Here is a 21,762-nt window from a genome sequence, read left to right on the forward strand (position 1 = left end):
TGAGGGCATGCGGTGGAGCGGGCAGTCGATCGGAGCGGAGCGCGGTGACGCCCTGCCGGGGCTCGAGTCGAACAGCGGGTTGGTGCGCAGCGTCACCACGCCGGAGTTCGCCGGGGTCACCTTCCACGAGGTCCTGGCGAAGAGTGCCCTGAACCGTGTGCCGGCTGCCGACGGCAGCGGCACCTACGGGTGGACGATCAACCCGTACCGCGGCTGCAGTCACGCGTGCGTCTACTGCTTCGCGCGGCCCACGCACACGTACCTGGAGTTCGACGGGGGTGCCGACTTCGACCAGCAGATCGTCGTGAAGACCAACGTTGCGGACGTCCTGCGCCGTGAGCTCCGGAAGCCGTCGTGGGACCGGCACCCCGTTGCGCTCGGCACCAACACCGACCCGTACCAGCGTGCCGAGGGGCGCTACCGGTTGATGCCCGGGGTCATCCGCGCGCTGGCCGAGTCGGGCACCCCGTTCAGCATCCTGACGAAGGGGACGCTGCTGCGGCGTGACCTGCCCACGTTGGTCGAGGCGGCACGGAGCGTCCCGGTCGACCTGGCGATGTCGATCGCCGTGTACGACGACGAGCTGCAGCAGCAGGTCGAGCCCGGGACCCCGACGACCGCCGCCCGGTTGGCGACCGTCCGGGCGATCCGCGACGCGGGGCTCGAGTGCTCGGTGTTCCTCATGCCGGTGCTCCCGTTCATCACGGACACGCGCGCGCACCTCGACGAAGCGATCGGTCGCGCGGCCGAGGCCGGTGCCTCGAGCGTCATGTACTCCGCACTGCACCTGCGTCCTGGCGTGAAGCCGTGGTGGGCGGCCTGGCTGCAGCGGACCCGTCCCGACCTCGTCGCGCGCTACCGCTCGATGTACCTCGACAACACCTACGCGCCCGCGGACTACCGCCGGTGGCTCGCGGACCGGGTGCGTCCGATCCTGGCCGCGCACGGTCTCGGACTCGGCCGGGTGGACCCGGCGACCGGTTCGATGGGGTTCAGCGACCGGCAGGCGCACCTCGTACCCGGCGAGCGGGCCGCGGCGGCGACCGCTCCGCGTGCACCGCGTCCGGGGTCGGGCGACACCGGACCGCGCGCCCTCGTCGGGTCGGTCATCACGAACGGGGGCATCACGAACGGGTACCGCGTCCCGGTGTCGCTCGACGAGCAGTCCCGCCCGACCTCGTCGCCGCTCAAGCGTGCCGACCCCGACTTCGACCGACGCGGTGCCGGGACGACCGTGATCGGAGGCCCGTCCGGACCGACCCTGTTCTGAGGAGCGTCCACCTTCCGCGTTCGGGGGACACCCTGTGTCGGTGATCGGCGGTAGCATCGAGCGGGTCGCCGGATCGTGCTCGTTTCGGGGTACACGACCGGCCCCCGGGACGGTCGCGTCACACGGCGACCGGACGACTCTCGGAAGGACCATCGACCCGTGCTCGGCATCCCCACGCACCTCGCTCCGCGAGTGAACGCGTGGTCGACCGTGCGCGCCTTCCACGCAGCGGCGATCGGATCGGTCGTCGCCGCCGCCGTGACCCTGCTGCTGTACCGACTGGCCGAGCCCGACGTGCGGGTCGCCGGGGCCGTGCTCGCGCTCCTCCCCATGCTCGCGATGATCGGCGTGCACGTGCAGTTCGGCACCTGGCGCTCGGCCGTGGCCTTCCTCGTCACCGGCGGGGTCTGCACGTGGTGGTTCACCACGATCGTGCAGCGCGAGGTGCCCGCCGGCTGGGTGACGAGCTACCTGGTGTCGCTCGCGGTGATCCCGCTCGTGCTCGTGGGCGGGGCCGGTGCGGTCGCGAGTCGCGTCGTCGTCTGGTCGTTCGGCGGGTTCCTGGTCGGTCGGCTCGCGACCGGGATCGCGGTGCTGCAGGCGGACGGGCCGCCCCGACCGCTCCTCCTCGCCTGGGTCACCCTGGGCTTCGTGGTCGCCCTCGTGCTCTTCACCAGCCGGAACACCGCGCGGTCCGAGCGCGTCCAGCCCGAGCTGCTCCGGTCCGCTCGCGAGGAGCACGTGTCCGCCTACCGGGCCGGGGTCGAGGCCGAGGCCGCGGCGATCCTGCACGACACGGTGCTCAACCACCTCGGTGCCATCGCGCTCGCTCCCGACGGCCCCATGGACCCGCAGCTCGCGCGCACGGTCGAAGCCGACGTCGCGATGCTGACCGGGAAGCAGTGGCTCGCGTCGTCCGACCCGACGTCCGAGCCGGACCCGGCCCTCGCCGGTGCCGCGTTCGACGCGATGGTGGACGAGCACCGGGCGGAGGGGCTCGCGGTCGCGGTCACCGGTGATCCGGCTGCCCTGGCGCGGCTCGACCCGTCGGCGGCGACGGCACTGCTCCGGGCCGTCGGGCAGTGCCTGGCGAACGTCCGCAAGCACGCGGGGACCGACGAGGCCGAGGTCAGCGTCTTCGACGACGGCTCGTCGTGCACGGTGATGGTGGTCGACGACGGCCGCGGGTTCGACGAGCAGGAGACCGGCAGCGACCGGATGGGGCTGCGCGGCTCGGTCCGGGAACGCATCGGCCGGGTCGGCGGTGACGTCCAGGTGTGGTCGTCGCCGGGATCCGGGACGAGCGTCATGATGACCGTGCCCTACACGAGCGAGGACGCGGCCCGCGTCGACGGAGCGCACACCGGCGGCGCGCACACCGGCGGCGCGCACACCGGCGGCGCGCACACCGGCGGAGCGCACACCGGCGGCGCGCACACCGGTGGCGCACGGACCGGCGGCGCGGCGTCGTACGCCGTCACGGGTGAGTCCGACCGCGGAGCCGCCCGGTGAGTCGCGTCGACGCGGTGCGGGCCGCCGTCCGGGGCGCTCGGACCGCACAGCAGTGGGACCCGCTCGGCGCGATGGGTTCCCGCCCCCTCGCCGTCCTGCTCGGTGCGGCCGGCGTGCTGTGGGCGCTGCTCGTGTCGGTGTTCGACCGCGACGTGGTCGGCAGCCCGACGCTCAGCGCCCTCACGGTGCTGCTCCTGGGCGCGTCGGGCGCGGTCGTGATCGCGTCGTCGTCGCCCTTCCGGGCGCCGTTCCCGCGCTGGGCGTACGTGCTCCACGTCGTGCTGCTCGGCGCAGCGTCGGCCGCGAGCGTCGCGGCGCAGTGGGGGCCGGACCGCAACGCGCTCAACGACTTCATGTGCCTGCTCACCGCCACCGGGATCGTGACGGTCGCGCCCTACCGGCCGTGGCGGGACCTGGCGGTCGGCGGGCTCGTCCTGGCAGCGGTCGACGCAGCTGCCTGGGGCACCGCCGCCGCCGTGTTCCCGCACCAGGTACCGGTGTCCGTCGCCGCCTTCCTCGCCGCCGCGCCGACGCTGGTCCTCACCGCGGCGTCCGTCGTGTTCGCGTGGACCTTCGGCGGCCTGGCGGAGCGCGTGCAGATCCGTGCGGGCTCGTACTCGGTGGCGCGCGCCGAGCGGGACGGCATCGCCGCGCGCGTGCAGCAGGACCGCTCCGTCATCCTCGCGCGCGACGTCGCCCCGTTCTTCGCCGAACTCCGGACGCGTGAGGTGATCACCGACGCCGACCGCGCACGCGCCCGTTCCATCGCGGACGGCATCCGGCAGGCCATGGTCGCGGACGCCGACCGGACGTGGCTCGAGTACGCGGTCGCCGTCGAGGGCGGGTCCGCCGAGTCGGTGGACGACCCGGACGGCCTCATCGCGACGCTCGACACCGACCAGCGGACCGTCGTCCGGACGTTCCTCCGTGCGGCGCTCGGCGCAGCGACGGTGGACCCCGCGCGGTTCCGTGCCACGGTCCGCCGTTCGCGCGAGCCCGGTGCCCCACCCGACCGCGTCGAGGTCCGCACGGAGCTCGCGGTCGACGACTCGGACGTCGGCATCCACCGCACGTTCGACCCCTACTTCGCGGTGCTCCGCGTGACCTTCCCCGACCTCGACGTCGCCGTCCGACCATCGTCCCTCGCACTAAGGTTCTCCTATGACCAGCACTGACCCGAACCGGACCACGGAGGGCGTGCCACCGCTCCCGCAGCCCGGAACCCGACGCGTGCGGCTGGCGATCCTCGACGACCACGAGGTGCTGCTCGACAGCCTGTCGAGCTGGATCGCCGTGAACGCCTTCGACTTCGACCTCGCCCTCACCGCGCACACGTGGCTCGAGATGGTGCACAGCGAGAACTTCCCGACGGACCTCGTCTTCCTCGACTTCCAGCTCAAGGAGCCGGTGTCGATCGAGGCCCGCGTGCGCACCTGTCGTGCTGCCGGGGCGAAGGTCATCGTGCTCTCGAGCGTCGACAGCCGCGAGTCCCGCGACCGTGCCCTGGCTGCCGGTGCGGCCGCGTTCCTGTCGAAGTCGCTGCCGATGCGCGAGGTCATGGACGTCGCGCGCGAGGTCATGGGTGTCTCGCGGGAGACCCCGGCGCAGCGCGACTGGCGCCCGCTGCCGACCGGCGCGAGCGCGCACCAGCGGCCGAAGCTCAGTGCGGGCGAGGAAGAGGCACTGCGGCTGTACGTGTCCGGCTACTCGACGAACGAGGTCGCCGCGCAGATGAACGTGCAGTACGAGACCGCGAAGACCTACCTCCGCCGCGTCCGCGAGAAGTACAGCAAGGTCGGCCGTCCCGCGTCGAAGAAGTCGGACCTCATCCGTCGTGCCGCCGAGGACGGGTTCCTCGCGTAGTGGCGAAGCTCTACTTCCGGTACGGCGCGATGAACAGCGGCAAGAGCACCGGGCTGCTGCAGGCCGCGTACAACTACGAGGAACGCGGGCAACGCGTGCTGCTGGCGAAGCCGTCGGTGGACACCAAGGGTGACCGTGAGATCGTCTCCCGACTCGGCGTCACACGCTCCGTGGACGTCGTCTTCGCGCCCCACGACGACGTCCGGCACGCGGTCGCCGACGCCGGTGCCACCGACCCCGAGTCGGACCGGCTCGACGGCATGGTGCGTCCGGTGAGCTGCGTGCTCGTCGACGAGGCGCAGTTCCTCACCCCGCGCCAGGTCGACGACCTGCTCCGCGTCGCCGTGCTCGACGAGGTCCCCGTGCTCGCCTACGGCATCCGCACGGACTTCCGCACCGAGGCGTTCCCCGGCAGCGCGCGACTGCTCGAGGTCGCGCACTCGCTCGAGGAGCTCAAGACCATCTGCCGGTGCGGTCGCAAGGCCGTGTTCAACGCGCGCAAGGTCGACGGCCGCTTCGTCTTCGACGGGTCCCAGGTCGCGATCGACGGTGTCGACGTCACCTACGAGTCGCTCTGCGCGAACTGCTACCTCAGCGAGTCGGGCGGGCGGCTCGACGGCGAGCTCGCCCACTGATCCGACCCACGTCCGCCAGGTGGGCCACCGCCGGACGGGAGGCACGGTGCGGCGCCGCCCCGCGCCTCCAGGCCGGCCCGTGGCGCGGAATGCGCGCACGCCGGCGACGGTTGTCACCCCCATGAGCGACGCCACCGTGCACCTGTCCGTCCTCGACCTGGCCACCCGCGAGTACGGCCAGTCGAACACCGAGGCCCTGCAGGGGTCGATCGACATGGCAGTGCACGCCGAGCAGCTCGGCTACGAGCGTGTCTGGGTCGCCGAGCACCACGGCATGCCGGGCATCACCTCGTCGGCGCCCGCCGTGCTGCTCAGTGCCGTCGGCGCCGCGACGTCACGCATCCGGATCGGTTCCGGCGGGGTGATGCTCCCGAACCACGCACCGCTCGTGATCGCCGAGCAGTTCGGCACGTTGCGTGCACTGTACGGCGACCGCGTCGACCTCGGCATCGGGCGCGCCCCGGGGACCGACGGCGCGACGGCGATGGCGCTGCGCCGCACCGACCGGCTCGACGTCGACGACTTCCCCCAGCAGCTCGCCGACCTGATCGGGTTCTTCACCGGCATGGACGCGTCGAACCCGCTGTCGCGGATCCGCGCGGTCCCGGGCTACGGCGACGTGCCGGAGTTCTGGCTGCTCGGCTCCTCGGGCTACAGCGCGCAGGTCGCCGGCGCGCTCGGGGTGTCGTTCGCCTTCGCGCACCACTTCGCGTCGGACAACACCGAGGCGGCGCTCGCGCTGTACCGCGACTCGTTCCGCCCGTCGCGCTTCCGGCAGACCCCGAACGCCCTCATCGGTGTGCAGGTCGTCACCGACGAGGACCCTGCGGTCGTCGAGGAGCAGAGCGCTCCGGGGATGATCTCGTTCATCCGGATGCGACAGGGCGCCAAGCCCGAACCGGTGTCGATGGACGAGGCCCGCGCGTACGAGTTCTCGGACCTCGAGCGCCGGTTCATCGCCGCGCGGACGGAGCGGCAGGCCTACGGCGACCGCGAGCACGTCGCCACGAAGATCAACGAGCTCGTCGCATCCACCGGTGCCGACGGGGTGATCGTCGCGCCCGGTGCTGCCCAGGCGCGCTACCGGCACCAGGCGCTCGACGTGGTGGCGTCCCTGCAGGCCGAGGGCCGCCTGGTGCCGGCGGGGGCGACGGTCTAGCGGACGGACGCCCGCTGCGGCCGTCCGGCCGTGGGAGCCGTCAGGCCAGGAGCCCGAGGCGCGTCGCGGCGGTGATCGCGGCGACACGCGTCCCGACGTCGAGCTTCCGGTAGACGTTGTAGACGTGCCGCTTCACCGTGCCGACGGCGAGCCCGAGTTCGGTGGCGATCTCGGCGTTCGACCGCGCATCGGCGACGAGACGGAGCACCTCGAGCTCGCGGTCGCTGAGCGGTGACCCGGCGCGGGCGTCGGTGACGAGGTCGACCGGGAACGTCACGGGACCCGCACCCCTGCGGGTCGCTCGGACGATCCGGCCGACGAGCTCCCGGCTCGGGGTGTCCTTCGTCACGAAGTCCACGGCTCCGGCGTCGAGCAGCGCGCGGCGGAGGACGGCGTCACGGTGCATCGTCAGGACGACGACGCTGATGTGCGGGTGTCGGCGGCGGACGGTGGCGATGGTGGTCCGCGCCGGTGGCCCGTCGAGCTCGACGTCGAGCAGGAGCACGTCGATCGCGGCCGCCTCGGGGGAGTCCAGCACGTCGGACGGGCGCTCCCCGTGCGCGACGACCCGGATCGTCGGGACCGCTGCCAGGATCGTGGCGAGCCCCTCGCGGAAGAGTCGGTGGTCGTCGACGATCGCGACGTGGGTGACGGCGGTCACATGGCTCCCCTCGGGACGGTCAGCCGGACGACGGTGCCCGAGCCCGGGGCGCTCTCGACGTCCAGTCGGGCGCCGAGCACACCGGCCCGCTCACGCATGGTGCGCTGCCCGAGGCGTCCCTCGGCGACGGCGTCGGGAGCGAACCCGGGGCCGTCGTCCCGCACCGTCACGACCACCGTCCCCGGCGACCACGCGAACTCGACGGACGCCGCGGACCCGGGCGCGTGCTTCCGTCGGTTGGTCAGCGCTTCGAGGAGGATCGTCAGCGCCTCCTCGGCCTTCCAGTTCGGCAGGGCGCCGGCGACGCCCGTCGTCGTGATCACCAGGCGGTCGTCCCCCGGGAACAGGTCGTCCACGTGCCGCCGCAGGGCGTCGTCCAGCCGGTCCTGGCCGACCCTGGCGTGCAGGGAGAGCGCGAGGTCCTGCACGTCGGTCAGTGCTCCTCGGAGCAGCCGCGCCGCGGACTCGAGCTGCGCGGTCCGCTCTGCCTCCGCGGGGTCGGTGAGCAGCACCAGGTCGAGGCGCTGCAGTCCCGCGAGCACCCCGTGTGCGACACGGTCGTGCAGGTCGCGGGCGATCTGCTCCCGCGAGTCGAGGTTCGTCGAGGTCACCCGTTGCCGGAGTGCCTCCGTGTACGCGATCGCCCCTGCGGGGAACCGACTCCAGACGCCCGCGTGCAGTGCCCGGGTGGCGCGGAGGACCTCGTCCGTGGTGCGCGCTCCGACCTCGTCGACGAAGACCGGCAGGTAGGCGTCGAACAGCATCTCGGCCGCCAGCATGGCGCCGGCGGGGTGCTGTGCACGCTCGGCGTGCAGGACGCCGGTCGCGAGGTGCTCGGGGTCGAGGTACCGGTCGCTCACGACGCTCGCGGCCCCGTCGCCGGTCGCGTACCGCTCGTGGGCTTCGCTGATCATGGACGTCACGTTGTCCAGGAGGCTCTGTGCGAGGACCGGGTCGTCGGCGAGCTCGGGGAAGTGCGCGCCGATCTCCGCGAGGACGGTGGCGAGCGGGGCGGGGATCGTCATGACGGTTGCGAGCGTAGCGGCCCCGGTCTCGTCGACGTGCTCGACGGCCGGGCGTTGTGTCGCCGGACACAGGCGGGGAGGAGCGTCCCGGGAAAGCAGCAGGGCCCCGATCCGAGTGGATCAGGGCCCTGCTGTTCTACTGTCTCAACACAGTGTCGGGGTGACAGGATTTGAACCTGCGACCTCCTCGTCCCGAACGAGGCGCGCTACCAAGCTGCGCCACACCCCGCGGTGTGGTTGCTCCGAACCGGAGCGACCAGGAAAGTCTACCGGACGTTCGAGGGTGCTCACGACCATTCGCGGTACACCCGGGCGCGTCGCGGCCGCTCGGGTCAGGAGGTCTTCGCGGTGAGGGTCACGACCACGGCCTCGGGGCGGCAGGAGAACCGCACCGGAGCGTAGATCGACGTGCCGATGCCCGCCGAGACCTCGAGCCACGACCAGTGCCCACGGTGCTGCCACCGGTGCAGACCGCTGACGTACTGCCGGGGCAGGTCGGAGTTCGTGACGAGTGCGCCGACCCCGGGCACCTGCACCTGACCACCGTGCGTGTGCCCGGCGAAGACGATGTCCGCACCCTGGTCGACGAAGGCGTCGAGGACGCGCCGGTACGGGGCGTGGGTGATGCCGATCGCGACGGGGGAGGGGCCGTCCTCGTCCTCGGTCCACGGCACGGCGCTGCGCATCTCGTCGACGTTGGTCGGCAGCAGGTCGAGACGGTCCCAGTCGCGGTGGGCGTCCGAGGTGCCGAACAGTTCGAAGCGCGACCCGCGGAGCTCGATCGCGTGGGCCTGGTCGTTGACGTCGAGCCACCCGAGCGACTCGAAGAACGCGGTCTGCCGATCGATGTCGAGCTCGACCGGACGGCGACCGGTGGGGTGGCTGCTCGGGCCGGTGAAGTACTTGAACGGGTTCCGCGGCGAGGGGCCGTAGAAGTCGTTCGAGCCGTGCGCGAAGGCGCCCGGGACACCGCGGAACGGTTCGAGTGCGTACTCGACGGCGGTGTTGGCCGTGGGGTGCCCGAGGTTGTCGCCCGTGTTCACGACGAAGTCCGGCTCGACCAGGCTCAGGTCGCGGAGCCACTGCTGCTTGTCGGCCTGCCAGGGCGCCATGTGGATGTCGGAGAGGTGCAGGACGGTGACGTCCCGGGACCCCGGCGGCAGCACCGGGACGGTCTCCCAGCGGATGCCGAAGCGGCGACGTTCGACGAGGGAACCCCACGCCGCCGTCGCCGCTCCGACGGCCGCGCCCGCTGCGATCACTCCCAGCGCGGCGCGACCGCGACTCACTTGCAGTCCTTCGGTGCCTTGCCGTCCTTGTTGCCGAACAGCTGCAGAGTGACGGTCGCGTCCTTCCCGACCGCGGTGCCCTCGCCCGGGTCGACCGCCGCGACGGTGCACTTGTTGCCGTCGTCGCCCTTCGCGTACTCGCCGGACAGGGCGACCTTCGTGAAGCCGGACTCCTGCAGGACGTTGCGGGCATCCCCGACGCTCTTGCCGGTGACCTGGGGCACCGTCGTCTGGCTGCCGTCGGTCGTGTACACGGTCACGCTGGATCCGGTCGACAGGAGCGACCCCGGACCCGGAGAGGTCGACGAGACCGTGCCCGGCGTGCCACCGCCCGGCTGCGCGCCGCCGTCGACGTAGGTGAAGCCGGCCCCGGCGAGCGTCGCGCGGGCCGCGTCCGCGGTCTTGCCACGGACGTCCGGCACGTTGACGCTGTTCCCACGCAGCGCCGTCTGCGACGGCGTCGGGAACGGGTCGGCCGGGTGCAGCTGGTTGATCGGCATCATCGCCTGCTGCCACACGTGCGCACGCTGCGACGCGTACGAGCCGTAGCCACCCGGGCTGTAGTAGTGACGCAGGTTGTTCTTCGCGCCGTCGGTGTTGCCCTGCCAGTAGGCGGTCGCGACCTTCGAGCTCGCGCCGACGAGCCAGATCTGGTCGGCGTCGTCGGTGGTACCCGTCTTCGCGAACAGCTGCGTGCCGTCCGGGGTCTGGGCGCCCTGCGCGGTGCCGTACTGGATGGTGCCACGCATCGCGAACGCAGCGGTCGCGGCGACGCTCGGGTCGAGCACCTGCTTGCACTGCTTCGGCTGGCCGCCGAGCTCCTTGCCGGAGGCGTCGGTGACCTGGTCGATCGCGATCGGGGCGCAGTAGGTCCCGCCGTTGGCGATGGTCGCGTAGGCCGAAGCCATCGTCAGCGGGGCGATGTTGTTGGTCCCGAGGATGGACGACGGGTACGCGTTCAGCTCCGTCTTCTCGTCGGCGGAGTGCACACCGAGGTCCTGGGCCGTCTGCCGGATGTCGCACAGGTCGAGCTTCGCGGCCATCGACGCGAACGCGGCGTTCACGGACAGGGCGGTCGCACGGGCGACGGTGAACTGGCCCCGCTCACCCGCCGAGTCGTTCTTCGGAGCCCACGGGGACGTGATCGTCGAGCCGCACTGCGTCCACTGGGACGTGTTGTGCGGGGTGCCGTTGACGCTCTCGTTCAGGCCGTGCCCGGCCTTGAGCCAGTCGAGCAGCGTGAACACCTTGTAGGTCGAGCCGACCTGGAAGCCGATCGAGCCGCCGTACTCCTTGTCGACGCTGTAGTTGATCGACGTCGCCGTCGGCGGGGACTGCAGGGACTGGTCGTAGTCCTTGTTCTGCGCCATCGTGAGGATGCGACCCGTCGATGCCTCGACCGAGTTGAGCGCGCTGCCGAGCTGCAGCCGCGACTCGGTGTTCGGGTCGTAGGTGTTCAGCAGGTCCTTCTGCTGCCCGTTCAGATTGATGTCGAGCGACGTCTGGATCTTGTACCCGCCGTTGCGCCACGCCTGGTCGCGCTCCTTCTGGGTCCCGCCCAGCTGCGACATCTGCTTGACGACCTTGACCGCGTAGTCGCAGAAGAACTGCGCGCCGTTGCCGGCCGCCGACTGGCAGCCCTGGTTCGGCTCGGTCAGGTGCACGTAGTCCGCGGGGTTCGAGGCGATCGCCTGGTCGAACTCGTCCTTGGTCAGGTGCTTCTGCGCGTACATCGACTTGAGGATGACGTCGCGGCGAGCCTTGTTCGCCTCGTAGTTCTTCTCGTTCGCCAGGTTGCGCGTGTTCGGGGACTGCACGATCGCGAGGATCGAGGCCGCCTCGGCCGGCGTGAGGTCGGTCGCCGACTTGTTGAAGTAGTGCTGTGCGGCGGCCTGCACGCCGTACGTCTGGTCGCCGAAGTAGGCGATGTTGAGGTACCCGGTCAGGATCTCCTTGTGCGAGTACTTCTTCGCCAGGCCGATGGCGAGCTTCATCTCCTCGAGCTTGCGGGGGATGGTCTGCTCGACGGCGTCGTTGTACGCCTTCTGGCGCTCTTCCTCGGACGGGAGCTCGAGGGCCTGCTGCATCTTGATGTTGCGGACGAGCTGCATCGTCAGGGTCGAGCCACCGCCGGACTCGCCGAGGCCGCCGGCGATGCTGCCGACGCCGGCGCGGACGAGCGAGGTCATGTCGACGCCACCGTGGTCCCAGAAGCGCTTGTCCTCGCCGTCGATCGCGGCGTTCTTCAGCTGGTCGCTGATCTGGTCGTACTTGAGCTCCTCGCGGTTCTGGTCGTAGACCGTCGCGAGCTTGACCGGTTGCCCGTTCGCGTAGGCGTAGATCTCGTTGCGCTGCGGGAGGTCACCGATCTCGATGTACTCCGGCAGGGACTCGAACACGCCGATGGTCGAGGTCGTCGTGACGCCGGCGACGGCGATCGCCGGGGTGACCCCGATCGTGACCAGCAGACCAGCGAGCGCACTGAAACCGACGAAACCGACGAAGGCGCCGATCGCGGAGACGGGCTTGGTCCGCGAGGCAGACTTCTGGGCAGACATAGGATGCAGCCTAAACGACGCCCACGACTGAAAGGCTGGCAAGGAACCGCATGACTCAGTGGGAGTACTTCACCGCTCCGTTGTTCATCCACAACACGGCCGCGATCCTCAACAACTTCGGTTCCGAGGGGTGGGAGCTGGTCCAGGTCGTCAGCGGCCCCGAGGGTGGGCTCGTCGCCTACCTGAAGCGCCCGAAGGCCGACGCGTGAGCACCGCCGACCGCCTGGCGGAGCTCGGCCTGACGATCCCGGAGGTGGCTGCGCCCGTCGCCGCCTACGTGCCGGCCGTCCTCACCGGGCAGTACGTGTACACGGCCGGGCAGCTGCCCTTCGTCGACGGGGCGCTGTCGGTCACGGGCAAGGTCGGTGCCGCGGTCGACGCGGACGCCGCCACCGCCCAGGCGCGCGTGGCCGCGCTCAACGCCCTCGCCGCGGTGCAGTCGGTCGCGGGCTCGCTGGACCGGGTCGCCCGGGTCGTCAAGGTGACAGTGTTCGTCGCGTCGGACCCGTCCTTCACCGGGCAGCCGGCGGTCGCCAACGGCGCGTCGACGCTCGTCGGCGAGGTGTTCGGGGACGCCGGCGTCCACGCGCGCAGCGCGGTGGGCGTGGCCGTGCTCCCGCTGGACGCACCGGTCGAGGTCGAGCTGGTGGTGGAGCTCACCGACTGACGGACCGTCAGCGACGCAGCTGACGCGAGCCGCGCCTCCAGACCGGTCGGGAGGCGCGGCTCGCGTCGTTCCGGCTACATGAGCTCTGCGATGGTCGCCATGATCGTCGGGTCGGCGAGTGTCGTCGTGTCGCCGATGCGACGGCCCTCGGCCGCGTCGCGCAGCAGGCGACGCATGATCTTGCCCGAGCGGGTCTTCGGCAGCTCCGGGACCACGACGACCTGCCGGGGCTTCGCGATCGCACCGATGCGCTTGCCGACCCAGTCGCGGAGTTCCTTCGCGACCGCGTCGCGGTCGGCACCCTCGGCCGCCTCGGCGGTCAGGATGACGAACGCGACGACGGCCTGGCCGGTCGTCTCGTCCGCGGCACCGACGACGGCGGCCTCGGCGACGCCCTCGTGCCCCACCAGCGCCGACTCGATCTCGGCGGTGGAGAGCCGGTGGCCGGAGACGTTTATGACGTCGTCGACGCGACCCTGCACCCAGATGTCGCCCTGGCCGTCCAGCCGCGCGCCGTCGCCGGCGAAGTAGCGGCCGGGGAAGCGGCTCCAGTAGGTCTCGACGAAGCGGTCGGGGTCGTTCCAGATGCCACGGGCCATCGACGGCCACGGCTCCGTGATCGTCAGGTAGCCGCTCTCGCCGGGGTCGGCGCGGTGGCCCTCCTCGTCGACGATCTCGGCGACGATGCCCGGCAGCGGGGTCTGTGCGGCTCCGGGCTTCAGCTTCGTCACGCCGGGCAGCGCCGAGATCATGATCGCGCCGGTCTCGGTCTGCCACCAGGTGTCGACGATCGGCGTCCGGTCGTGGCCGATGACCTGCCGGTACCACTGCCACGCCTCGGGGTTGATCGGCTCCCCGACGCTGCCGAGCAGGCGGAGGGACTCGAGGCTCCGCGCCTCGGGGATCTGCCGGCCGGCCTTCATCGCGGCGCGGACGGCGGTCGGCGCGGTGTAGAGGACGGTGACGCCGTAGCTGTCGACGATGTCCCACCAGCGGCCGGGCTGCGGCTCGTCCGGGGTGCCCTCGTAGAGCACCTGCGTGACGCCGTTCGCGAGCGGGCCGTAGACGACGTAGGAGTGCCCGGTGATCCAGCCGATGTCGGCGGTGCACCAGTAGACGTCCTTCTCCGGGTGCATGTCGAAGACGTTCCGGTGCGTGTAGGCGGCCTGTGTCAGGTAGCCGCCGGAGGTGTGCACGATCCCCTTCGGCTTCCCGGTGGTGCCCGAGGTGTAGAGGACGAACAGGGGCGTCTCGGCGGGGAACGCCCGCGCCTCGTGCTCGGGGGCTGCCTTCGCGAGCTCGTCGTGCCACCACAGGTCGCGGTCGTTCCAGGCGATGTCGTTGCCGCCGCGCCTGACCACGAGCACGTGCTCGACGGAGTCGGTGCCCTCGCCGGCCAGTGCCTCGTCCACCGCGGGCTTCAGCGGGGAGACCGCGCCGCGCCGCCAGCCCCCGTCGGCGGTGACGACGAGCTTCGCGCCGGCGTCCTCGATGCGGGCGCGCAGGCTCTCGGCGCTGAAGCCGCCGAAGACGACCGAGTGGACGGCGCCGATCCGGGCGACGGCGAGCATCGTGACGACCGCCTCCGGGATCAGCGGCATGTAGACGACCACGCGGTCGCCCTGCGCGACGCCGAGGTCGGTGAGCATGTTCGCGGCGCGTTGCACCTCGGCGGTGAGTTCCGCGTAGGTGATCCGGCGCGTGTCGCCGGGTGCACCCTCGAAGTGGATCGCGACCCGGTCGCCGTTGCCCGCGCGGACGTGCCGGTCGAGACAGTTCTCGGCCACGTTGAGGGTGCCGTCGTCGAACCACTTCGCGAACGGCGCGCCCGACCAGTCGAGTGTCCGGGTGAACGGTGTGCGCCAGTCGAGCAGGGTCCGGGCCTGGTCCGCCCAGAACGCCTCGCGGTCAGCGGCGGCCGCCTCGTGCAGGTCCTCCCGCGCGACGGCGTCCGCGACGAAGTCCGCCGGCGGAGCGAAGGTCGGGCCGTCCTCGTGGCGTTCGTCGGCCTGGGTCGGTGTGGACATCGGTGTCCTCTCGCATCGTTGCGGCTGGGGTGCAGTCGGAGACTACCCCCGGTGCGGGACCGTGCTGCGGGGCCCCGCGGACATTCCGGCCGAGGGGTTGCCGAGCACGGGTCGTCATGGGGTACAGTGGTTCCTGCCGGACTCGTTTCCGGTGGCACCGGGCCGGATTCCCCCCAATCCACCGATGTCAAGGCGGCACCGGTTCCCCCCAACAGGTGCCGCCTCTTCTTTTTCCCCGACGCCTGTTGCGCAGCGTGTCCGGGTGGCACGGCTCGATCGGCGTCCTGGTGCCGAAGAGTGGACAGACTTGTCCACGTCCTCGTTGCAGGGCCGCTCGCGACGGCGTCCGCTCGGAGGGTGCCCGGGCGACCGGCCGCCCGGCCCGGTGCCGTCGGTTCCGCACGGTCGCCTGCGGACACCGAACGGGGTACGGCTTTGCGTAACGGGGTACAACACGGCACCTCGAGGGTGTCGAGCGGGAGCCGTCCACACGACATACCGATTCCTGCCGTGGCCGCCGCCGACCGACCTAGCGTCGACCGCATGCACCGCCACCGAGCCGACGCCCCCGGGGCCGATCACGACGCCACCGGTCCCGGCGTCCCTGCTGAGCCGGGCGGCGTGCCGTTCCTGCCGGGCGCCGCGCGTGCTCGGCGGCGCCGGACCCTCGATCCGTCGGTGTTCGAGGAGCTCGCGGCCCTGGTCGCGGACGCGGAGACGACCGACGTGCTCGTCGTCGGCGGGCAGGGCACCTGGATCGACCGGGGTCGCGGCCTCGAACGCGTCCGCCCCGAGCTCCCGGAGCGGCGTGCGCGCGCGCTCGCCGCCGAGCTCGTCGCCCTCGGCGGCCGCCACGTCGACGAGACCACGCCGTGCGCCGACGTGCGGCACGGCGACGGGGTGCGCGTGCACGTCGTCCTCGCGCCGGTGTCCGTCGGCGGCACCGCGCTGTCCGTCCGGCTGCCGCGACCGGAGCGCCCGACGCTCGCCGGCCTGGAACGCCTCGGTGCCTTCCGGGTCGTGCCCCGGGCCGTGCTCGAGGACGCGGTCGCCCGGAGGCGCAACGTCCTGGTCACGGGCGCCACCGGCAGCGGGAAGACGACCGTGCTCGCGGCGATGCTCGGCGCGGTGCCGCACGACGAGCGGATCGTCACGGTCGAGGACACCGCGGAGCTCCGGGTCGAGCACCCGCACGTCGTCACGCTCGAGGCGAGACAGGCGACCGCCGAGGGCACCGGTGCGCTCGGGCTCGACCGGCTCGTGCGCGAGGCACTCCGGATGCGCCCGGACCGGTTGGTGGTGGGGGAGTGCCGGGGTGCCGAGGTCCGTGAGCTCCTCGGGGCCCTGAACACCGGGCACGACGGCGGGGCCGGCACCCTGCACGCGAACGGTCTCGCCGACGTCGGAGCGCGGCTCGAGGCCCTCGGGGCACTGGCCGGTCTCGGCCCGCAGGCGCTCGCGCGACAGGTCGTCAGCGCGGTCGACCTCGTCGTGCACGTCGAGCGGCGGTCGTCGTGGCGGGGGATCACGGCGGTCGGGACGTGCGGGATCGACCGCGACGGGCGGCTCGAGGTCCGCCCGGTCGGACGCGCCGGCCCGTGAGTCGCCGCCGCGGTCGGGTCGGTCCGGACGCTGCCGGAGCTGCGCGCGTGCTGGACCGGGTCGCGGTGCTCGTCGGTGCGGGGGTGCCACCACCGCGGGCCTGGGCCCTCGTGGGTGGCGTGCCCGAGCCCGACGCTCCCGCCTGGCAGGACGTCCGTCTCGTCCTGCAGGTGGCGGAGCGGACCGGGGCGCCCTCTGCCGGTGCCCTGCGTGCCCTGGCCGCGGCGATGCGTCGGACAGCCGCGGCCGACCGTGCCGTCCGGGTCGCCCTCTCCGGACCGCGCACGAGTGCTCGGGTCGTGCTGGCGCTGCCGCTCCTCGGGCTCGGACTCGGTTCGGTGTGGGGTGCGGACGCGTTCGTCGTGCTCCTCACCCGGCCGGTCGGCTGGATCTGCTGCGCAGCGGCGGCCGGACTCGTGCTCGTCGGGCAGCGCTGGACCCGACGGCTGGTCGACGCCGTGACGCCGGACGGGCACGTGCCGGGCGTCCTGCTCGACGCGTGGGCGGTGGCGCTGACCGGTGGTGGGTCGTGGCAGTCGGCGGAAGCAGCCGTGCGCGGAGCCCTCGGAGCAACCGCCGGTGACGGGGTCGAGGCGGCGCGGCTGCACGAGGTGCTGGTCCTGAGTCGTCGCGCCGGGGTGCCCGCCGCGGAGCTGCTGCGCGCCGCTGCCGAGGACGCCCGGGACGACGCCGCTGCGGCGGGCCTCGCTGCGGCGGAGCGACTGGCCGTCCGGCTCGTGCTGCCGCTCGGCGTGTGCGTCCTGCCGGCGTTCGTCCTGGTGGGCGTCGTGCCGGTCGTGGTCGGGGTCCTCTCCTCCACCGTCGGTGGTCTCCGCTGAACCGTCCACAGACCGACCCGCCGAGCGTCGGACGGTGCCCCCCGGTGGGCGAACGTGGGACCACCACAGAGAGAGGGGAACCCCATGACCGACTCGACACCTCCGCAGCCGACACGGGTACCGGCGCCGTCACCGGGACACGCGTCGGGCGTGGCCCGGGGGTGGGCCGCGAGCGTGCACGTCCCCGCTCGTCCCGGTGCCGGACGTCGTCGGTGCCGCCCCGGGGACGACCACGGGTCGGCCACCGCCGAGTACGCCGTCGTCATCCTTGCCGCGGTGGCGTTCGCCGGTGTGCTCGTCGCCGTGATGCGCTCGGGCGAGGTCCAGCAGATCCTGACCGACCTCGTCCGCGGGGCACTGGTCCCGTGACCGGGCTCCGTCCGCCCGTGTCCGACCGCGGCAGTGTGACCGTGGAGTTCGCCGTCGGGCTCCCGGTCGTCGCCCTCGTCCTGGTCTCCCTGGTCGCCGGCGTGGTCCTGGTCGACCGTGCCGGGCGGCTCGGGTCGGTCGCCGGCACGGCGGCACGGGCGCTCGGGCGCGACGACGAGCGGACGGCCGCCGCGGCACTCGCCGCCGTGCCCGGTGCCACCTCACGGGTCCGCCACGAGGACGGTCTGGTGTGCGTGGACGTGCAGGGGCCCCCGGCGGGTCCCTTCGCGGTCCTGCCGCTCCGCGCGACCGGCTGCGCGGCAGGAGGGGGCGGATGACGCGGCCGTCGGGACCTGACCGGCGCGTGCGGCCGACCGGGACCGTCGCGGTCCGCAGGGCGCAGGACCGCGGTTCGGTGACCGTCGCCCTCGTCGCCGTGCTGGCGCTCGCCCTGCTCGTCGGCTCCGCGGCGCTCGCCGGTGCTCGGACGCGCGTGCTGCTCGAACGGACGCGCACCGCCGCCGACGCCGCAGCGCTCGCCGCCGCTGCGGTGCTCGTGCACCGTCTCCCCGGCGTCCCCTGCGCCGTCGCCGGACGCGTGGCACGCGCCAACGGTGCCGCACTGGATGCCTGCGCCACCGCGGGCGCCGCCGCCCGGGTCCGGACGGTGGCGGGCTCCGGACCGTTCGCCGTGAGCGCAGTGGCCGTCGCCGGGCCGCCACGCGGGCTGCCCGACCAGTGTGTGTATGGTGTGCACGTCGGCCCCCGGTCACCGTTGTCCCGGTCGACCCGGACACCGTTGCGGTCCTGGGCCGGCGCGCACCATCGATCAAGGAGTCACGTGCCAGGCACGAAGAAGCTCGTGATCGTCGAGAGCCCTGCGAAGGCGAAGACGATCGCGCAATACCTCGGCGACGGATACGAGGTCCAGGCGTCCGTCGGACACATCCGCGACCTCGTCGAGCCCAAGAACCTGCCGGCTGAGCTCAAGAAGGGCTCCCTCGGGAAGTTCTCGGTCGACGTCGACAACGGCTTCGAGCCCTACTACGTCGTCTCCGACGCGAAGAAGAAGACCGTCACCGAGTTGAAGCGCGCCCTGAAGGACGCCGACGAGCTCTTCCTCGCAACAGATGAGGACCGCGAGGGCGAGGCGATCGCGTGGCACCTCCTGCAGGTGCTCAAGCCGAAGGTGCCGGTCAAGCGCATGGTGTTCCACGAGATCACCAAGGAGGCCATCCAGCGTGCGAAGGAGGCCACCCGTGAGCTCGACACCGCCCTGGTCGACGCGCAGGAGACCCGCCGCATCCTCGACCGTCTCTACGGGTACGAGGTCTCGCCGGTGCTGTGGCGCAAGGTCGGCCCCGGGCTGTCCGCCGGTCGTGTGCAGTCGGCGGCGACGCGACTCGTCGTCGACCGGGAGCGCGAGCGCCTGGCGTTCGTGTCGGCGAACTACTGGGACCTGACGGCTCGGTTCGAGAAGGTCGGCGACACCGCCTTCACGGCGCGCCTCGCCCGACTGCAGGGCACCCGTGTCGCCTCGGGTCGCGACTTCGACGACCGCGGCGCGCTCAAGGGCGAGGCCGTCCGCCTGGACGAGGCCTCGGCCGCGGCGCTCACCACCGTGCTCGAGCGGGCCGGCGACGCCGTCGTCCGCAGCGTCGAGTCGAAGCCGTACACCCGTCGGCCCGCCGCACCGTTCACGACGTCGACCCTGCAGCAGGAGGCGGCCCGCAAGCTCCGCTTCTCCGCTCGGCAGACGATGAGCGTCGCGCAGTCGCTGTACGAGAACGGCCACATCACCTACATGCGTACGGACTCCTCGTCGCTGTCGCAGCAGGCGATCACCGCCGCGCGCAAGCAGGCCTCGGCGCTGTACGGGCCGGAGACGATCCCCGACAAGCCACGCAGCTACGCCGGCAAGAGCAAGAACGCGCAGGAGGCCCACGAGGCCATCCGCCCCGCCGGCGACACGTTCCGCACCCCGTCCGAGATGAACGGCGTGCTGCGGGGCAACGACTGGAAGCTCTACGACCTCATCTGGAAGCGGACTGTCGCCTCGCAGATGGCCGACGCCAAGGGCTCGACCGCGTCGGTCGTCCTCGGCATCACGTCGACCGACAGCGTCGCAGGGGTCGCCTCGACGGCGAACGGGACGGACGCCGAGTTCACCGCGTCGGGCACCGTGATCACCTTCCGTGGCTTCCTCAACGCCTACGAGGAAGGCCGCGACGAGGAGCGCCACGGCGGGGGCGAGAACGGCGATGCCAAGCTCCCGCAGATGGCCGAGGGCGACCACCTCGGCGTCACCGAGGTCGAGGCCAAGGGCCACGACACGTCGGCTCCGCCGCGTTACACCGAGGCGAGCCTGGTGAAGACGCTCGAGGAACTCGGCATCGGTCGTCCGTCGACCTACGCCGCCATCATCTCGACGATCATGGACCGCGGGTACGTCACGCAGCGCGGGAGTGCCCTCGTCCCGAACTGGATCGCGTTCAGCGTGGTCCGGCTCCTCGAGGACCACTTCGGCGACCTCGTGCAGTACGACTTCACCGCCGGCATGGAAGAGGACCTCGACCGCATCGCGAGCGGCGACGCCGACCGCACCGACTGGCTCAAGGGCTTCTACTTCGGCGGCGACGACCACCGCGGGCTCCGGACCGTCATCGACAACCTGGGCGAGATCGACGCGCGCGACATCAACTCCGTCGAGCTCGCGCCGGGTCTGACCCTGCGGATCGGGCGGTACGGCCCCTACATCGAGGTGCCGAGCGACGACCCCGAGAAGCCCCGTCGCGTCAACGTGCCCGAGGACCTGGCGCCCGACGAGCTGACGACCGACAAGGCCCGCGAGCTCGTCGAGGCACCCGTCGTGGGCGACCGCGTGGTGGGCATCAACCCCGAGACGGGCAAGGAGGTCCTGGCGAAGGACGGTCGCTTCGGGCCGTACGTCACCGAGCGCACCCCCGAGCCCGAACCGACCGTCGACCCGTCGACGGGCGAGGTCACCGAGCCGGCCGCCGATGCAGCAGCCGCAGCCGCGGACCAGGCGACCACCACCGCGAAGGGCGCGAAGGCCCCCGCGAAGAAGACGACGAAGAAGGCCGCGGCGCCGAAGGAACGCACCGCGTCGCTCTTCAAGTCGATGGACCCGCAGACCGTGGACCTCGAGACCGCGCTCAAGCTCCTCGACCTGCCCCGCGTCGTCGGCAAGGACCCGGAGTCCGGCGACGACATCACGGCGCAGAACGGTCGATACGGCCCGTACATCAAGAAGGGCACGGACACCCGCACGCTGCCGAGCGAGGACGCGATCTTCGAGATCGACCTGCCCGGTGCGGTGGAGCTCTTCGCGCAGCCCAAGTACGGCGGCCGACGCGCTGCCACGGCCGCGCTCAAGGAGTTCGAGGCGGACCCCGTGTCCGGGAAGCCCATCAAGGTGAAGGACGGCCGCTTCGGTCCGTACGTCACCGACGGTGAGACGAACGCGACGATCCCGCGCGGCGAGGACGTCGAGACCGTCGACCACGCCCGTGCCGTGCAGCTGCTCGCGGACAAGCGTGCCAAGGGGCCGGTGAAGAAGAAGGCGCCGGCGCGGAAGACCGCGGCCAAGAAGAAGTGACCGGGCGCTTCATCACGCTCGAGGGCGGCGACGGCGCGGGCAAGACCACCCAGGCCGAGCTCCTCAGCAGATGGCTCGAGGAGCACGGTCGGACGGTCGTCCGCACGCGTGAACCCGGCGGCACGGAGCTCGGGCAGCGCATCCGCGAGATGGTGCTGCACGAGCGCGGGCACGTCTCGGCGCGCGCCGAGGCCCTCCTCTACGCCGCGGACCGGGCGCACCACGTCGAGACGGTCGTCCGCCCCGCGCTCGCCCGGGGGGAGGTCGTCCTGCAGGACCGGTACATCGACTCGTCGGTGGCGTACCAGGGCGTTGCACGGGGTCTGGGTGCCGAGCGCATCCGCTCGGTGTCCGACTGGGCGGCCGACGGCCTGCTCCCGGACCTGACGGTGCTGCTCGACCTCGACGTCACGGTCGGGCGGAGCCGGGTCGCGGCAGCTCGGGGCGACGTCTTCGACCGCCTGGAGTCCGAGGCGGCGTCGTTCCACGAGACCGTCCGACGGGCCTTCCTGGACGCTGCCGATGCGGAGCCGGAACGCTTCCTCGTCGTGGACGCCGGGCAGCCTGCCGACACGGTCCACCGCGCGGTCCGCGCCGCGGTCGGTGCCGTCGTCGGGATCGCGGACGAGGACGGTCCGGCGTGACGGTGGCTGCTGACAGGATGTCC

General features: G+C 72.2%; 18 protein-coding genes, 1 tRNA gene and 1 pseudogene. 14 read left to right on the plus strand and 6 right to left on the minus strand.

Annotation, left to right across the window (positions count from 1 at the left end):
• Positions 1 to 7 precede the first annotated feature (7 nt).
• From ACIP6W_RS13980 to ACIP6W_RS14005, 6 genes and pseudogenes are all read left to right on the plus strand, one after another.
• Positions 8 to 1,079, plus strand: a pseudogene (locus ACIP6W_RS13980) (Rv2578c family radical SAM protein); the annotation flags it as partial.
• A gap of 350 nt (positions 1,080 to 1,429) precedes the next feature.
• Positions 1,430 to 2,782, plus strand: coding sequence for a sensor histidine kinase (locus ACIP6W_RS13985; RefSeq protein WP_400430072.1), 1,353 nt, complete (start codon positions 1,430 to 1,432; stop codon positions 2,780 to 2,782).
• A complete protein-coding gene (locus ACIP6W_RS13990; RefSeq protein WP_251154639.1) occupies positions 2,779 to 3,957 on the plus strand; it encodes a hypothetical protein in 1,179 nt (392 codons plus the stop codon). Before ACIP6W_RS13985 ends, ACIP6W_RS13990 begins: the two co-directional genes overlap by 4 nt.
• Positions 3,944 to 4,645 carry a response regulator transcription factor gene (locus tag ACIP6W_RS13995; protein ID WP_235426346.1) on the plus strand — a complete coding sequence of 234 codons (702 nt, stop codon included), beginning with the start codon at positions 3,944 to 3,946 and terminating at the stop codon, positions 4,643 to 4,645. The genes ACIP6W_RS13990 and ACIP6W_RS13995 overlap by 14 nt, the downstream gene beginning before the upstream one ends.
• Positions 4,645 to 5,280, plus strand: coding sequence for a thymidine kinase (locus ACIP6W_RS14000; RefSeq protein WP_066655166.1), 636 nt, complete (start codon positions 4,645 to 4,647; stop codon positions 5,278 to 5,280). The genes ACIP6W_RS13995 and ACIP6W_RS14000 overlap by 1 nt, the downstream gene beginning before the upstream one ends.
• 121 nt (positions 5,281 to 5,401) lie before the next feature.
• On the plus strand, positions 5,402 to 6,439 hold the full coding sequence (locus ACIP6W_RS14005) for an LLM class flavin-dependent oxidoreductase (protein WP_311206491.1): 1,038 nt from the start codon (positions 5,402 to 5,404) through the stop codon (positions 6,437 to 6,439).
• Positions 6,440 to 6,479: 40 nt separating this feature from the next.
• Here the strand turns inward: ACIP6W_RS14005 and ACIP6W_RS14010 are convergent, their stop codons facing one another.
• The 5 genes from ACIP6W_RS14010 to ACIP6W_RS14030 all read right to left on the minus strand — a co-directional run bounded on the left by ACIP6W_RS14010 (position 6,480) and on the right by ACIP6W_RS14030 (position 11,972).
• Positions 6,480 to 7,100, minus strand: coding sequence for a response regulator transcription factor (locus tag ACIP6W_RS14010; protein ID WP_209685095.1), 621 nt, complete (start codon positions 7,098 to 7,100; stop codon positions 6,480 to 6,482).
• Positions 7,097 to 8,125 carry a sensor histidine kinase gene (locus ACIP6W_RS14015; RefSeq protein WP_400430075.1) on the minus strand — a complete coding sequence of 343 codons (1,029 nt, stop codon included), beginning with the start codon at positions 8,123 to 8,125 and terminating at the stop codon, positions 7,097 to 7,099. Before ACIP6W_RS14015 ends, ACIP6W_RS14010 begins: the two co-directional genes overlap by 4 nt.
• A 155-nt stretch (positions 8,126 to 8,280) precedes the next feature.
• A tRNA-Pro gene (locus ACIP6W_RS14020) sits at positions 8,281 to 8,354 on the minus strand.
• A gap of 103 nt (positions 8,355 to 8,457) precedes the next feature.
• On the minus strand, positions 8,458 to 9,414 hold the full coding sequence (locus ACIP6W_RS14025; RefSeq protein WP_209685098.1) for a metallophosphoesterase: 957 nt from the start codon (positions 9,412 to 9,414) through the stop codon (positions 8,458 to 8,460).
• Positions 9,411 to 11,972, minus strand: coding sequence for a transglycosylase domain-containing protein (locus ACIP6W_RS14030; RefSeq protein ID WP_251159558.1), 2,562 nt, complete (start codon positions 11,970 to 11,972; stop codon positions 9,411 to 9,413). The genes ACIP6W_RS14025 and ACIP6W_RS14030 overlap by 4 nt, the downstream gene beginning before the upstream one ends.
• A 50-nt stretch (positions 11,973 to 12,022) precedes the next feature.
• Between ACIP6W_RS14030 and ACIP6W_RS14035 the strand changes: the two genes are divergently transcribed.
• Together ACIP6W_RS14035 and ACIP6W_RS14040 are read left to right on the plus strand one after the other, a co-directional pair.
• Complete coding sequence (locus ACIP6W_RS14035; protein WP_182046010.1) at positions 12,023 to 12,181, plus strand: hypothetical protein; 159 nt, start codon at positions 12,023 to 12,025, stop codon at positions 12,179 to 12,181.
• Positions 12,178 to 12,639, plus strand: a complete 462-nt coding sequence (locus ACIP6W_RS14040; protein ID WP_251154643.1) for a RidA family protein — start codon at positions 12,178 to 12,180, stop codon at positions 12,637 to 12,639. Before ACIP6W_RS14035 ends, ACIP6W_RS14040 begins: the two co-directional genes overlap by 4 nt.
• A 74-nt stretch (positions 12,640 to 12,713) precedes the next feature.
• On the opposite strand, the gene acs is transcribed toward ACIP6W_RS14040, so the two are convergent.
• Complete coding sequence (acs, locus tag ACIP6W_RS14045; RefSeq protein ID WP_400430078.1) at positions 12,714 to 14,666, minus strand: acetate--CoA ligase; 1,953 nt, start codon at positions 14,664 to 14,666, stop codon at positions 12,714 to 12,716.
• A 543-nt stretch (positions 14,667 to 15,209) separates the two neighbouring features.
• Between acs and ACIP6W_RS14050 the strand changes: the two genes are divergently transcribed.
• From ACIP6W_RS14050 to tmk, 6 genes are all read left to right on the plus strand, one after another.
• The gene (locus ACIP6W_RS14050; protein ID WP_209685102.1) at positions 15,210 to 16,268 is read left to right on the plus strand and encodes a CpaF family protein; all 1,059 of its coding nucleotides are present in this window, start codon (positions 15,210 to 15,212) and stop codon (positions 16,266 to 16,268) included.
• A complete protein-coding gene (locus ACIP6W_RS14055; RefSeq protein WP_400430080.1) occupies positions 16,265 to 17,107 on the plus strand; it encodes a hypothetical protein in 843 nt (280 codons plus the stop codon). Before ACIP6W_RS14050 ends, ACIP6W_RS14055 begins: the two co-directional genes overlap by 4 nt.
• Positions 17,108 to 17,281: 174 nt before the next feature.
• A complete protein-coding gene (locus ACIP6W_RS14060; RefSeq protein WP_251154663.1) occupies positions 17,282 to 17,476 on the plus strand; it encodes a DUF4244 domain-containing protein in 195 nt (64 codons plus the stop codon).
• A complete protein-coding gene (locus ACIP6W_RS14065) occupies positions 17,473 to 17,814 on the plus strand; it encodes a hypothetical protein (protein ID WP_400430082.1) in 342 nt (113 codons plus the stop codon). Before ACIP6W_RS14060 ends, ACIP6W_RS14065 begins: the two co-directional genes overlap by 4 nt.
• Before the next feature lie 503 nt (positions 17,815 to 18,317).
• Entirely contained in the window at positions 18,318 to 21,095 is a 2,778-nt protein-coding gene (gene topA / locus ACIP6W_RS14070; protein ID WP_400430141.1) for a type I DNA topoisomerase, read from the plus strand.
• Positions 21,092 to 21,739 carry a dTMP kinase gene (gene tmk / locus ACIP6W_RS14075; RefSeq protein ID WP_066655139.1) on the plus strand — a complete coding sequence of 216 codons (648 nt, stop codon included), beginning with the start codon at positions 21,092 to 21,094 and terminating at the stop codon, positions 21,737 to 21,739. The genes topA and tmk overlap by 4 nt, the downstream gene beginning before the upstream one ends.
• Positions 21,740 to 21,762: the final 23 nt, after the last annotated feature.

Source organism: Curtobacterium sp. NPDC088465 (genome assembly GCF_044753165.1).
GTDB lineage: Bacteria > Actinomycetota > Actinomycetes > Actinomycetales > Microbacteriaceae > Curtobacterium.